This window comes from Rhizobium sullae (assembly GCF_025200715.1).
In the GTDB taxonomy this organism is placed as follows: domain Bacteria; phylum Pseudomonadota; class Alphaproteobacteria; order Rhizobiales; family Rhizobiaceae; genus Rhizobium; species Rhizobium sullae.
This window is the reverse complement of the sequence record NZ_CP104144.1, coordinates 2,046,633-2,059,656: the sequence shown is the minus strand read 5'-3', so window position 1 is coordinate 2,059,656 and position 13,024 is coordinate 2,046,633. Positions and strand designations below refer to the sequence as shown.

Sequence of the window (13,024 nt, the reverse complement as noted above, 5' to 3'; positions counted from 1 at the left end):
TTGCCAGCGTCGAGTTGTAATCGAAGCTGGCAAGTCTAAGTCATTTGCTCGGTGAGAGAATGCGATCCCGAAGCCGGAGAAAGCTCCTCTCCACACAGAACCACAGCACAAATGCTACGGCGAAGCTGGTGACCAGATAGACCACGAAGCCGGAACCGCCCTGGAGGTTCGCTTCCCCAAGTATGAGCCTGTCGATATGAAAGGCCGACTTGTGGGTCAGATACAGGCTGTATGACAAGGTGGCGACGACCATGGCACCAGGAACCGGCAATCGTTTCAAAACATGCTCCAGGTCGAGCAGAGCGCCGAGAATGAGAGCGATACCGATTGAAACGAGCGGGAATCCAGCATCCGAACCAAGCTGCGCCTGAAAGACGAGAAAAAGATCTGTTCCGGCAAGCGGCCCTCGAATCGAAAACAGCACAAGAGCGGCCGCGACGAGGCCGACGCCTATCGGCAGGGCTACACGCGGAGGCGCGTAACGCTTGCAGAGTTCCGGTTTAAAGAATCTCGCCGCAGCAAGGGTCACGCCGAACATCAGCCATCTAGGCGGGTGTATGTCGGGTAGTACACGTCCCTGAGATAGACGGCGAAAGCATCTTTCAGCTTGTCCGCGTCAACGAGGGCTCCGATCTGGCTTTCCCAGATTGTGTACCGAAGGATCATTCCCGCAATCACCATTGCAGCAGCGATGACAAGCGTCCAGCGCATGCTGATCCGGCGGTGCAACATCAACACGAGTAGCGGCAAGACCAGATAAAAATGCTCCTCGACGCAAAGCGACCAAGCCTGTGTAAAGGCCCGACCTATGCGCGGGTCGAAGTCGAAGTTCACAGTGAAGGTCGCAAAGCTCCAGATCGATTGCATCGTCGGGGCGTCCCGGAGAATGGGAAAAATTGCGTAAAGGCCGAGAACAACGAAAAACGCTGGAAAAATACGGAAGGCGCGGCGGAGATAGAAGGACTTCAAATCCACGTCTCCCGTCCGCGAGACCTCTTTGAAGAGTTGAGTTCCGATCAGAAAACCGCTCAAAACAAAGAAAATATCGACGCCCACCCATGCATAGGTACGGACACCGACGAGCATCGACGGTGTCGCCTCGATAGGGAGGTGCACGAGCATAACGAGAAGGATCGCCAATGATCGAAGAACATCGGGACCAAGCGCCCTGGATTGCGCCTTCTCTATGGTTTGAGATGAGAGACTTCGCGCTGAAGGAAGATGTGCTGAATCTGCATTGGCAATAGTATTCATTGCGACGATCCGTGACTGCCTCTGAAAGATTGCGACACGCCAAAGGGACGTGTTGTTGCAACCTAAGCTTTCTTTTTTCAGGCCAAAACAAGCAGATTTGGATCGATAAAATTAACCTAAATTTTTCGTAAATTTCGATGTGTGAAGATACATCTGATTTACATTTTCGTTAGGTGATGGTCACTTTGCCCTCCCTTTGGTCTTTTGAATCCACAGCAGGAACCTGCTGAGACACGACCGAGTGGTGGAAACCGAATGACGAGTTTGAAATGAAGCCAGGCGTCTTATTCTATGCGATTACCTGTTGCTTCGCGCTTGCGTCGGCGGTCGTTGCTGCTGGCGATATCGTTGCGCTGAGGCAATCCGATATGAAAGCGATTGCCACCGCCACGAAGACCATCGCCGGAATGTTTAGGGAACCAGCGACATACTCTCCAGCCGAGTTCAAGTGGGCCGCCGACACCATTCGCGACAAATCCGGAGAGGTACTGGTCGGCCATTTTGCAGCCGAAGCCGCCAATCCAAAGTCGAAGGCAAAACCAAATATCGTCGAAGAGCGCGAGCGGTTTGATCGTCTGGCGAACGATCTGAAGTCATACGCGACCGCACTAGACGCAGCCGCCGACAGAAATCCTGCAGCGATGACAGAGAGCATGCGCATGAAGCCGGGGGAGCCGATGGGCGGTGGACCGCTCGGAACACATGTCAAGAACGAGGCTCAGTTGTCCTCCATACCGGCCGAGCACGCCTTTCATCTGATGCTGCAAACCTGTACGACCTGCCATTCTCGATTCAGGATGGAGTGACGGCAACGGCAGCCGACCTAGCCTTTCATACAGCGCAACAACGGCGAGCCATATTGGATGTTGTGGCGGCTACAGATGTTCTGACGACAACCTTTAATATGGAACGTCGTCAGGGCGAGGACTGCTCTGTCCTGAAGCCGTTCACTCCAAAACGAGCATTGATGGCAGGCAGATCATCATCTTTTTGGCCTGAGTTCGCGAACTCCTCGATGATTGGGCAGTCTGGCCGGTTATCTCCATGGCAATGATTTGCAAGATGTTTAAGCGTTTCAGTCATCGCTTGGATCGCGGCAGCCTTACGCTCCAGTTCAGCAATGTGCTCAAGAGCGATGCTCTTTACATCTGCGCTCGCGCGTGACCGGTCTCGCCACAGCGCGAGCAAGGTTTTCATCTGTTCAACCGAAAACCCGAGATCGCGTGCTCGGCGAATGAAACGGAGCGTGTGAATGTCGTTCTCAGCGTAGGTCCGGTAACTCGACTCCGTACGATGCGGCGGCGTGATAAGCTTGATCTGCTCGTAATAGCGGATCATCTTCGCCGAGACGCCGCTGGCTTTCGCTGCTTGTCCGATGTTCATCTTATTTTCCTTCATGCGAGAGAGCTCCACCGGGAATCCGCGATGCAGCTCTGCTATCAGTTGGCTTGGTAACGACGCAAACGAAGCGCGTTGCCCAAGACGAAGACGCTAGACATTGCCATTGCGCCCGCCGCAAATACCGGCGAAAGCAAGGTGCCATTTACGGGATACAGGACACCTGCTGCGACCGGCACCAGGCTGACGTTGTAGGCGAAGGCCCAGAACAGGTTCTGCTTGATGTTCTTGATCGTTGCCCGGCTGAGTGCAATGGCGCGAGCCACAGCTCTCAGATCGCCTGATATCAGTACGACATCCGCACTTTCGATGGCTATGTCGGTGCCGGTACCGACCGCCAGGCCGACGTCAGCTTCAGACAGGGCCGGGGCATCGTTGATGCCATCGCCGATGAACGCAACCTTCTTGCCGTTTTTGCGAAGCTGTTTAACGGCCTCGACTTTGCCGTCCGGAAGAACCTCCGCGATAACCTGATCAATACCCAATTGCGCGGCAATTGCCTCTGCCGTGTGACGATTGTCGCCGGTAATCATCGCAATCTTCAAGCCTTGGGCGTGTAGTGCTTGGATTGCGGCTGGCGTCGTTTCCTTTATCGGATCCGACACCGCAATGATGGCTGCCAGCTGTCCGTCGACCGCTGTGTAAAGGGGCGACTTTCCTTCCCGACCAAGATCGCTCGCGAGGTTAGCGAAGGCTGTGACTTCAATGCCTTCGCGGGCCAGCGCTCGATCAGCACCGACGAGAATTTTACGCCCGGCAACGATACCGCGCACGCCGAAGCCCGGCGACGCCTCGAAACCAGATACTTCCAGGTTCGGCAGCCCACGAGCCTTTCCTGCTGCAACAATAGCTTCCGCAATCGGATGCTCGGAGAAGGTTTCAAGGCTGGCAACCCAAGAGAGCACATCATCACGGCCATAGCCGGGCGACACCTGGAAGTCGGTGAGTTCGGGCTTGCCCTTGGTCAGTGTACCCGTCTTATCGACTGCGATGATCTGTGTATCCCGAAGACCCTGTAAGGCTTCGCCCTTGCGGAACAGGATGCCCAGTTCGGCCGCGCGCCCGGTACCGACCATGATCGAGGTTGGCGTCGCGAGGCCCATGGCGCAGGGGCAGGCAATGATCAGGACCGCGACCGCATTGACCAGTGCAAAGCTCAAAGCCGGTGATGGGCCAAATACCATCCAAGCGCCGAACGTCAGGAGAGCTGCGGCGATCACAGCAGGCACAAACCAGCCGGTGACCTTGTCAACCAGCGCCTGGATTGGCAGTTTAGAGCCCTGCGCTGCCTCGACCATCTTGATGATCTGCGCGAGCAGGGTGTCGCTTCCGACTTTCATCGCCCGGAACGTGAATGAACCCGTCTTGTTGATCGTGCCGCCGACGACTTCGCAATCGGCTGTCTTCAAGACGGGTATCGGTTCCCCGGTGATCATGGCCTCGTCGACGTAGGATTCACCTGACACCACGGTGCCGTCCACAGGCACTTTTTCGCCCGGACGAATTCGAATAACGTCGCCGACCACCACGTCGCTGATCTGTATTTCTACGAATTCACCGCCATGATCGACAAAGGCAGTCTTGGCCTGAAGGCCGAGCAACCTCTTGATTGCCTGGCTGGTTTTGCCTTTCGCCCGAGCCTCAAGGTACCGACCCAGGAGGATCAGCGTGATGATGACAGCCGCTGCCTCATAATAGACATTAACGGTACCAGCGGGCAGGGCGCTCGGAAGAAACGTGGCGACGACCGAATAGGCCCACGCCGCCGTTGTCCCGAGAACCACGAGCGAATTCATATCAGGTGTCCAACGCAGGAGGTTTGGTACACCCTTGCGGAAGAAACGAAGCCCCGGGCCAAACAATACGAGGGTTGCCAGCCCGAACTGGGCATACAGGCTCTCACGCATTCCGACTGTATCCATGATGTATTCATGGATCGCGGGAATGAAGTGCGACCCCATTTCCGCGATGAACAACGGCAGCGTTAAAGCGGCGGCGAGAAGTAGCTGTGTGCCGAGCGACCGAATTTCAACGTCGCGCCTATCTTTTTGATCCTCGGGGGCAACATTGACGATGACCTTGGCCTCGTACCCCGCATTGCGGATGGCGGCGGAGAGAGCCGCTGAGGTCGTTGCGCCTGAGACATAATGGATTGTCGCCTTCTCCGTCGCAAGATTGACGTTGGCTTCCGTAACGCCTGGAGCCGCCTTGAGAGCACGCTCGACGCGCGAGACGCAAGACGCGCAGGTCATACCCTCGACGAGAAACTCCTGCGTTTCGATCTTTGCTTCATAACCAGCATCCGCGATGGCCCGCAGGACGGAAGCGGTATCGACCGCATCCTTGAAAGTTACCGTTGCTCGCTCCGTCGCAAGGTTAACTGATGCGGCATTGACGCCGGGAACAGATTTGATGGCTTTCTCGACCCGGACGACGCACGACGCACAGGACATTCCTTCGATCCCGAACTCCGTCGGGATGGGCAGCGCGGTCGATTTTTCGATCTGTGATATGGCAGTCATGGGACGATCCCTCATTGAACTGCGCACATAAGTAATCCTTCCCATGATGGGAAGGTCAAGGGCTCTTGTTGGAGATGAGTTCCAGAAGTTGCTTAGGAAGCAAACGCAAGCGAAAATGCGGCACTGCGAGGGATCAAATCGTTGGGTCATGGAGAGCGATGTGAGGCAGCGAGAGAATCTGGAGAAAGCACCGGCCACCGTTGCGTTCATAGATATTGCGGGATTCAGTGCTATTGCGGATGTTTATGGAGACGCTGCCGCGCTTGACGTGCTTGAGGTATTCGAGCGCATGGTCCGCGACGCCCTCAGCGGCTATGAGCCTCCGATCAAATGGATCGGCGATGAGGCAATGCTCTCGTTTCCTGAGCCCGATACAGCGATCCAGGTGCTCGGAACGCTGTTGCAGGCATGCCGCAAAGAATCGCGGCTACCGCTCACTCGGGCGGGGCTGAACCATGGGCCGGTCATCCGCAGAGCAGGCGATCTCTTTGGATCGACCGTCAACATTGCAGCACGAATCGCCGCGCTCGCATCACCCGGTCAATTGCTTGCCACTCAACCCATTGCCGAGGCGGCTGTCACCAGAGGCATCCTGGTGCGAGACCTCGGAATGGTGGCGCTTAGATCGGTAGCCGGGGAAGTCCCTCTTTATGAGATCGAGCTTGCTCCGTCGGCGGACCCAGCCTGGATCGATCCGGTGTGTAAGATGCATGCACCGTACTCAGCCTTCAGGCGGGCCGCTCCGCAGGGACCGTGGTTTTGTTCGCCGCGTTGTGAAGAGGCATATCGACGGTCGCCGCAGACCTATGAGTTGCCCCGGTGACAGTAAGCCGATGGGACACCTGTTTAACTTGGCGGCCCACTACGGAAATCAAATGTGCTTGAAGCTGGACGGATAGCCCGCTTTTTCGACGGCAGCCTTGATGGCCGCCGGTTCGAGCTTGCTCTGCACTCTGGCAGTCCTGGCCGTAAGATCGATGGTAGCGGACGCTTCAGGGTCGGCTGCTTTGATTGCTTTTTCGACTGTGCTCGCGCAATGGCCACAGGTCATATTCTGAATGTCGAACTCGTACATGGTCGTCTCCGTAATTTGCGATCATTCACATGTGGGGCTTCCCATCGTGGGAAGGTCAAGAAGTCTTGTGCGAAAAAGATTTGCCGCGCTTTGCCAGTTCTCGATAAAGTGCTTCTGCCGACACTCCGATCTCATCGGCGAGGTTTTTCCATTCGCCTTTTGATGGCAGCAACCCGTCATTCCACGCAAGCCACGCGTTTAAGCGAGCTGCAACGGTTTTGAGGCTCGCGATCTCAGCACGCTTTCGTGCCTGTTGCAGCTGATACGACAGATAGGAGGCCCAAGTTCCTGCGAATGCGTGATCACTCCGCAGGAGCCGTCTGACTGAGTTGACGGGAATGATCTGCGCCTCCGAATTCGTTACAGCGACGGCATCGCAATGATACCGGGACGAGAACACGGAAGCTTCTGCGAGGACCATACCCGGCAGGGCCCGCTGAAGCACGGCGACGTTCCCATCGGCTTGGTGTCGGACAAGATGGATTGTACCGGCCTGCATCAGATAGAGCCGTGTGATCGCGTCACCTTGATTGAAGATGTGCTGTCCGGCAGCAAAGGTTGCTTTGCCTGTCGAGAGTTCCATAAAATGGTCGAGGAAGAGATCGGACATGATAACTATCATGTCTCACGGAGCGAAAGCGGGCAAGAGTGGAGGGCGTCCACCTGAGGAACCCTCATGAATGTTGTTTCGACTATCGCCGTCGTTCTTCTTTCCAATGCCGCCTTCGCGACTGAACAGCACCAGCACGCCACGATGTCGCCATACACCGAAGAGACTGGACGCCAGATCAAATCGCTTTCCGAAGCTGACATCGACGAATTGATGCGTGGGGGCGGTTGGGGCCTTGCGAAACCTGCGGAGCTGAACGGGTATCCTGGCCCATCGCACCTGCTTGCGATGAAAAATGAAATCGGGCTTACGCAAGAGCAGGTTCATCGCGTCCAGTCCATATTCGCCGACATGCAACGTCGCGCGATACAGGAAGGGCAGAGGTTCGTGGCGGCCGAGCGCGAGCTTGATGCCGTCTTCCAGGACAGGTCGGTTGCGGAAAGCCAACTACCGGCCCTGATCGATAAAGCTGAGGAAAGCCGCTCACGCCTGCGAATGATTCATCTTTCAGCGCACTTGGAGGTAAAAGCGATCCTGACGCCAGAGCAGATTGCTAAATACAATGAGCTTCGCGGATATCGAGAATAGCACAAATTTTCGTGAGCCCGCTTTCTTCGGCCAAGGTGGCATGCGAGTATAGGCAGATGAAGTTCGCCGCTGCCATTCAACGACTGCTTTGCGTCCTTGCAATGCTCGGGGTCATTCTTGGTCCCGTGAGTATGGGCGTGGCGGGAACCGCGATGGCCTCGCCAGCACCTGCCGCGATGGCAGGCATGGACATGCAGATGGCGTCTGCGGACACCGCTTCCACGACCGAGGAGATGCCTTGCTGTCCGGACGAGAAGCAGCCACCGATTGACTGCTCGAAGAATTGCCCGTTGGCGCTCATCTGCGCGTCCATGCTTCTTGTGCAAGCCTCAGACGCCGCCAGCCTATCGGTGTCTTATTCGGGAGCGCCGTCTTTCGCGGTCGGTCATGACGCAAGTTTGGCATCCGCCCTGGTGGAGCCTCCGGCACGACCGCCACGCGTCTAGTTTTCATCCTCTTTTGACCGTCGCTGCTTGCGTGAGCGCGAGTGCGGCTACCTGTTTCCTGGCGAGGCCGTGGCCCGCCTATAGAGATGTGAACTATGAAAACCACAAGGAACTTTGCGCGAGGAAGCCTCGCCGCGGTTGTCGTTTTGTCAGCCTCATCGACATTTTCCTATGCCAGCCCTCAGGACTATGAGTTTCAGCTTCTGTCAGAAGAGGTGAGACAGGGATCCGACGCCGAAGTCTCTGTTCGTCTCGTCGATAAACGAAACGGTCAGGCCGTATCTGACGCGGTTATTTTCACCACCCGTATGGACATGGCCCCTGAAGGTATGGAGACGATGACCACGCAGGTCCAGGAACTGCCCTCGGAACAGGCGGGGACTTACAAATTCAAGACCAATCTGAGCATGGAAGGCGGATGGCGCTTTCAGCTTGGGGCGAAAGTTCAGGGCGAAGGCGAAACCGTGACAGGTGAAGTCGTCGTCAAGGCCACCCCGTGAAGACCGCAACATGGCTGGTCGCCGTTACCTCCCTCGCCGTAGTCGGCGGGGGAGCGTACCTGGCTGGTGCCCGGGGAGTAGGCCAGCAGCAACTCCACATGCTCGTCGACATGGCCGTCGCCGAAGCTCAGCCGAGCAAGCCTGAAGGGTCGGGGCCGATTATTTATTACCGTCATCCCGACGGCCTTGCCGAATATTCTGCCAAACCCAGGAAAACACCCGATGGGCGCGAATTCGTGTCCGTCCGAGAAAGTGAAGACGTCAGCTTTACAGCCTCAGGCATCACAACGACCGAAGCCTCCGACCAGCCAAAAACGAAAGCGTCACGGTCGGCCGCGACGAAACGCAAGGTGCTTTATTACCGCAACCCAATGGGGCTTCCGGACACTTCCAAGGTGCCGAAGAAGGATTCCATGGGAATGGACTACATTCCGGTCTTTGAAGGCGATCAGCCCGACGCATCGACGGTTAAGGTCTCGCTGGGCAAGCTGCAGCGTACAGGAGTCAGGACGGCCACGGCGGAAATGGCGAGCATTTCCCGCAAAATCCGGGTGCCCGGAACGGTGGCCTTGGACGAGCGGCTTATCAGTGTCATTTCCATGCGCACAGATGCCTTCATCGATGACGTGGCGAATGTGACGACGGGTGACCGCATCGGCAAGGGAGAGAGCCTCTTCAACTTCTATTCTCGGGAGATCGCCACCGCTGGGTCGGAATTCGCTGCGGGGAAGGGCGATCTGCGCAGCGATGCTGGTTCGGCGCTTCGACTGAAGAACCTGGGTGTACCGGACGAAGTGATCCGGAGCATCGCCGAGAAGCATCAGGTGCCAGCCAGCATCGAATATGTTTCCCCGCGCAATGGGGTTGTCCTCGAACGCATGGCGACAACCGGAATGATGGCGAAACCGGGTGATCCGTTGTTTCGGATTGCGGACACCTCCCATGTCTGGATCATCGCCGACATCCCGGAATTCGATCTGGCTTCCATTCAAAAAGGAGTTCCCGTTGCCGTGAGGGTTCGGAGCCTCCCAGGCCAGATCTTCGAAGGAACCGTCGATCTCATCTATCCCGAAATCCAGCAGGAGACCCGGACAACGAAAGTCAGGATCGAGCTTCCAAACCCGGACGGTATTCTGATGGCCAACATGTACGCCGACGTCGAGATCGAAGCTGGCGTACAGGAGCCCGTTGTCGCCGTGCCCAACAGTGCAGTCATTGATACGGGCGACCGGCAGGTTGTCTTCATCGACAAGGGCGACGGTAAATTCGAGCCGAAGGATGTCGCCCTCGGCATGCGCGGCGAGGAGCAGACCGAGATCACCAAAGGCATCGCAGCAGGCGATCAGGTGGTGGTGGCGGCGAACTTCCTTCTTGACGCCGAAAGTAATCTCAACTCGGCCCTAAGCGGCATGGCGACAGAAGAGGTGAAGCCATGATCGCCCGCGTCATCTCCTGGTCCGCTCACAATCTCGTTCTCATCTTCGTCGGCGCGGCGCTTGCCATAGCGGGCGGTATCTATGCCCTACGGTCCCTTCCGCTCGACGCCATTCCCGATCTCTCAGACATCCAGGTGATCGTCTACACCGAATATCCGGGGCAAGCCCCGCAGGTGGTCGAGGACCAGGTGACCTATCCGCTGACAACGTCGATGCTGACGGTGCCGAAGTCGAAGGTCGTTCGCGGCTTCTCCTTTTTCGGCGTCTCCTTCGTCTACGTCATCTTCGAAGACGGCACCGACCCCTACTGGGCGAGAAGCCGGGTGCTGGAATATCTGAACGCGGCGTCGAGCCGCTTGCCCCAAGGAGTGACACCGACGCTCGGCCCAGATGCCACGGGTGTCGGCTGGGTCTATCAGTACGCCATCGTCGCCAAGAACCTGACCCTTGCTGAACTCCGCTCGCTGCAGGACTGGGTCGTGCGGTTCGGTGTTTCCAAGTCGGAGGGCGTGGCGGAAGTGGCCAGCGTCGGAGGGTTTGTGAAGCAGTATTCCATCGTCGTTGATCCCTCTCGGTTGAAGGCTCAGGGCATATCGCTTACCGACATTTCCAATGCGGTTCGGGCCAGCAACACGGATGTCGGGGGCCGAACCATCGAGCTTTCCGAATTCGAGTTCATGGTGCGCGGACGCGGCTATCTGAAGGGTATCAGCGATATTGAGAACATCGTGCTCAAGACCCAGCGCGGCGCGCCTCTCAGGCTGGGCGACGTCGGCAGGGTGGAGCTTGTTCCGGATGAACGAAGAGGAATAACCGAACTGAACGGCGAAGGCGAGGTCGCAAGCGGCATTGTCCTGCAGCGGTTCGGATCCAATGCCCTGACCGTGATCGACAACGCGAAGAAGAGTTTGGCTTCGGTCCAAAGCAGCCTCCCCGGCGGCACGAAGATCGTGCCGGTCTATGACCGATCAACATTGATCCAGTCCGCCATCGAGACGTTGAAAGGCACCTTGATCGAGGAGTCCATTGTCGTCGCAATGGTAACGGTTGCCTTCCTTCTGCATGTTCGCAGTGCTCTCGTGGCAATCATCATGCTGCCGGTGGGCATCCTCATCGCCTTTATCGCGATGAAGCTGCTCGGTATCGGCGCAAACATCATGAGCCTTGGGGGTATCGCCATTGCCATCGGGGCGATGATCGACGCGGCCATCGTGATGATCGAGAATGCCCACAAGCATCTCGAACGCGCTGCGCCAGACAAGCCCAGGATCAAGATACTGGTCGATGCCGCCAGCGAGGTCGGTCCGGCACTGTTCTTCAGCCTGCTGATCATCACCGTATCGTTCCTCCCGATATTTACCCTGGAGTCTCAGGAGGGACGGCTGTTCGGGCCGCTCGCCTTCACCAAGACGTTCGCCATGGCGGCGGCAGCATTCCTCTCAATCACACTTGTTCCTGCCTTGATGATCCTTTTTGTGCGGGGCCGCATTGTGCCGGAGCATAAGAACCCGCTGAACCGCTTTTTGATTTGGATTTACCGACCGGTGATCGCGGGCGTCCTCAACGTCAAAACGCTTACCATCCTGGCCGCTGTCGCGATCCTGGCGGCAACCGCATGGCCGGTCAAGCACATCGGCAGCGAATTCATGCCCAACCTCGACGAAGGCACGCTGATGTATATGCCGACCACCTTGCCGGGCATATCAGTGACGAAGGCGGCCGAACTGATGCAGACGCAGGATCGCATCATCAAATCGTTCCCCGAAGTCGAGAGTGTCTTTGGGAAGGCAGGCCGTGCATTGACCGCCACCGACCCGGCTCCGACAGAGATGTTCGAGACGATCATCACTCTCAAGCCGAAGTCGCAGTGGCGGCCGGGTGTGACGACCGACAGCCTGAAACAGGAGATGGACGCCGCCTTGCAGTTTCCAGGTGTCTCAAACGCCTGGACGATGCCGATCCGGGCCCGCATCGACATGCTGTCGACCGGGATCAGGACGCCCGTCGGTGTCAAAGTCTACGGTACCGATCTCGGGGAGATGGAAAAGGTCGCTCGCCAGATCGAAAGCGTCCTGAAAACTATCCCCGGCACCTCCAGCGCTTACGCTGAGCGGGTCATCGGTGGCTATTATCTCGACATCGTTCCAGATCGTATCTCCCTCGGGCGATACGGCCTGACGATCAACGATATCCAGGATGTCATCAGCATGGCGCTCGGCTCTGAAGTCGTCACCTCGACGGTCGAGGGACGGGAGCGCTACGGCGTGGCCATCAGATATCCACGAGCCTCCCGAAGTGACCCGCAATCTATTGCCCGGGACGTGCAGGTATCGCTGCCGGGCGGCGGGTCGGTGCCTTTAGGGGAAGTGGCCGATGTCAAACTCACACGCGGGGCCACGACAATCCGGACGGAGAACGGTCAGCTTGCCGTTTACATCTTCGTTGATATCGCCAATCGAGACTTGGGCGGCTACGTGGCGGAAGCTCAGGAGGCCGTCGCAAAAAGCGTGAAGATGCCAGCAGGCTATTCCGTCGCCTGGAGCGGTCAGTTCGAGTATCTCGAACGGGCCAAGGCGCGGCTTGCCGTCGTCGTCCCCCTGACGCTGGCGCTGATCTTCCTGCTGCTCTACCTGAACTTCAAGAGGCTGACGGAGACAATGATCGTCATGCTGTCCCTGCCGTTCGCCCTGGTCGGCGGCATTTGGCTGATGTGGTGGGTGGGATTTAACGCATCGGTCGCGGTTGCCGTCGGGTTCATCGCGCTTGCGGGCGTCGCGGCGGAGACAGGGGTGATCATGCTGATCTACCTTGACCACGCCATGAAGGAGCAGCGCGCGAAATGCGAGGCCGAAAAGCGGCTGTTCACGCGAGGTGATCTCAACAGGGCCATCATGGTCGGCGCGGTCGAACGCGTCCGGCCGAAGATGATGACCGTCGTCGCCATCATGGCGGGTCTGGTTCCCATCCTCTGGCGAACCGGAACCGGATCGGAGATCATGCAGCGCATCGCCGTGCCGATGATCGGCGGCATGGTGTCGTCGACCCTGCTGACGCTGGTCGTAATTCCTGCCGTCTACGGGTTAGTCAAGGGATGGCGGCTTCCGTCAGCATCGCTGTCCGATCAGCTCATCGAAGAGAGCGACGACAGGCTCGAGGCGGCTGAGTGATGAAAGGAGAATGCGATGATGAACGATA

Annotated in this window: 12 protein-coding genes; 6 read left to right on the top strand and 6 right to left on the bottom strand. The window is 57.5% G+C overall.

The genetic code is table 11. From position 1 onward, the window contains the following. Positions 1-40 precede the first annotated feature (40 nt). Positions 41-538, bottom strand: coding sequence for an acyltransferase (locus N2599_RS30505; RefSeq protein WP_245209351.1), 498 nt, complete (start codon positions 536-538; stop codon positions 41-43). Beyond that, the gene (locus N2599_RS30500) at positions 538-1,122 is read right to left on the bottom strand and encodes an acyltransferase family protein (protein ID WP_245209350.1); all 585 of its coding nucleotides are present in this window, start codon (positions 1,120-1,122) and stop codon (positions 538-540) included. The genes N2599_RS30505 and N2599_RS30500 overlap by 1 nt, the downstream gene beginning before the upstream one ends. 500 nt (positions 1,123-1,622) lie before the next feature. On the opposite strand from N2599_RS30500, the gene N2599_RS30495 reads away from it, so the two are divergent. After that, complete coding sequence (locus N2599_RS30495; protein ID WP_245209353.1) at positions 1,623-2,060, top strand: cytochrome c; 438 nt, start codon at positions 1,623-1,625, stop codon at positions 2,058-2,060. A gap of 109 nt (positions 2,061-2,169) precedes the next feature. Here N2599_RS30495 and cueR read toward each other — a convergent pair whose 3' ends face one another. Beyond that, positions 2,170-2,637 carry a Cu(I)-responsive transcriptional regulator gene (cueR, locus tag N2599_RS30490; RefSeq protein ID WP_027514019.1) on the bottom strand — a complete coding sequence of 156 codons (468 nt, stop codon included), beginning with the start codon at positions 2,635-2,637 and terminating at the stop codon, positions 2,170-2,172. A 56-nt stretch (positions 2,638-2,693) separates the two neighbouring features. Continuing rightward, positions 2,694-5,174 carry a heavy metal translocating P-type ATPase gene (locus tag N2599_RS30485; RefSeq protein WP_027514018.1) on the bottom strand — a complete coding sequence of 827 codons (2,481 nt, stop codon included), beginning with the start codon at positions 5,172-5,174 and terminating at the stop codon, positions 2,694-2,696. A 160-nt stretch (positions 5,175-5,334) separates the two neighbouring features. Here N2599_RS30485 and N2599_RS30480 point away from each other — a divergent pair, with 160 nt between their 5' ends. After that, positions 5,335-5,997, top strand: a complete 663-nt coding sequence (locus N2599_RS30480) for an adenylate/guanylate cyclase domain-containing protein (protein ID WP_027514017.1) — start codon at positions 5,335-5,337, stop codon at positions 5,995-5,997. Positions 5,998-6,045: 48 nt separating this feature from the next. Here the strand turns inward: N2599_RS30480 and N2599_RS30475 are convergent, their stop codons facing one another. Both N2599_RS30475 and N2599_RS30470 read right to left on the bottom strand, forming a co-directional pair. Further along, a complete protein-coding gene (locus N2599_RS30475) occupies positions 6,046-6,249 on the bottom strand; it encodes a heavy-metal-associated domain-containing protein (protein ID WP_027514016.1) in 204 nt (67 codons plus the stop codon). Between the two features lie 55 nt (positions 6,250-6,304). Then, positions 6,305-6,859: a Crp/Fnr family transcriptional regulator gene (locus N2599_RS30470; protein ID WP_245209349.1), complete on the bottom strand. Its 555-nt coding sequence runs from the start codon at positions 6,857-6,859 to the stop codon at positions 6,305-6,307. Positions 6,860-6,925: 66 nt separating this feature from the next. Between N2599_RS30470 and N2599_RS30465 the strand changes: the two genes are divergently transcribed. From N2599_RS30465 to N2599_RS30450, 4 genes are all read left to right on the top strand, one after another. Continuing rightward, a complete protein-coding gene (locus N2599_RS30465) occupies positions 6,926-7,447 on the top strand; it encodes a Spy/CpxP family protein refolding chaperone (RefSeq protein ID WP_027514014.1) in 522 nt (173 codons plus the stop codon). A 541-nt stretch (positions 7,448-7,988) separates the two neighbouring features. After that, a complete protein-coding gene (locus N2599_RS30460) occupies positions 7,989-8,393 on the top strand; it encodes a FixH family protein (RefSeq protein ID WP_027514012.1) in 405 nt (134 codons plus the stop codon). Further along, the gene (locus tag N2599_RS30455; RefSeq protein WP_027514011.1) at positions 8,390-9,829 is read left to right on the top strand and encodes an efflux RND transporter periplasmic adaptor subunit; all 1,440 of its coding nucleotides are present in this window, start codon (positions 8,390-8,392) and stop codon (positions 9,827-9,829) included. Before N2599_RS30460 ends, N2599_RS30455 begins: the two co-directional genes overlap by 4 nt. Beyond that, positions 9,826-12,996, top strand: coding sequence for an efflux RND transporter permease subunit (locus tag N2599_RS30450; protein WP_027514010.1), 3,171 nt, complete (start codon positions 9,826-9,828; stop codon positions 12,994-12,996). The genes N2599_RS30455 and N2599_RS30450 overlap by 4 nt, the downstream gene beginning before the upstream one ends. Positions 12,997-13,024: the final 28 nt, after the last annotated feature.

What these genes read in the sequence shown, in the direction of transcription:
- N2599_RS30460 (WP_027514012.1), top strand. Translation starts at nt 7,989, where the DNA reads ATGAAAACCACAAGGAACTTTGCGCGAGGAAGCCTCGCCGCGGTTGTC.
- N2599_RS30470 (WP_245209349.1), bottom strand. Translation starts at nt 6,859, where the DNA reads ATGTCCGATCTCTTCCTCGACCATTTTATGGAACTCTCGACAGGCAAA.
- N2599_RS30495 (WP_245209353.1), top strand. Translation starts at nt 1,623, where the DNA reads ATGAAAGCGATTGCCACCGCCACGAAGACCATCGCCGGAATGTTTAGG.
- N2599_RS30500 (WP_245209350.1), bottom strand. Translation starts at nt 1,122, where the DNA reads ATGCTCGTGCACCTCCCTATCGAGGCGACACCGTCGATGCTCGTCGGT.
- N2599_RS30475 (WP_027514016.1), bottom strand. Translation starts at nt 6,249, where the DNA reads ATGTACGAGTTCGACATTCAGAATATGACCTGTGGCCATTGCGCGAGC.
- N2599_RS30450 (WP_027514010.1), top strand. Translation starts at nt 9,826, where the DNA reads ATGATCGCCCGCGTCATCTCCTGGTCCGCTCACAATCTCGTTCTCATC.
- N2599_RS30505 (WP_245209351.1), bottom strand. Translation starts at nt 538, where the DNA reads ATGTTCGGCGTGACCCTTGCTGCGGCGAGATTCTTTAAACCGGAACTC.
- cueR (WP_027514019.1), bottom strand. Translation starts at nt 2,637, where the DNA reads ATGAACATCGGACAAGCAGCGAAAGCCAGCGGCGTCTCGGCGAAGATG.
- N2599_RS30485 (WP_027514018.1), bottom strand. Translation starts at nt 5,174, where the DNA reads ATGACTGCCATATCACAGATCGAAAAATCGACCGCGCTGCCCATCCCG.
- N2599_RS30465 (WP_027514014.1), top strand. Translation starts at nt 6,926, where the DNA reads ATGAATGTTGTTTCGACTATCGCCGTCGTTCTTCTTTCCAATGCCGCC.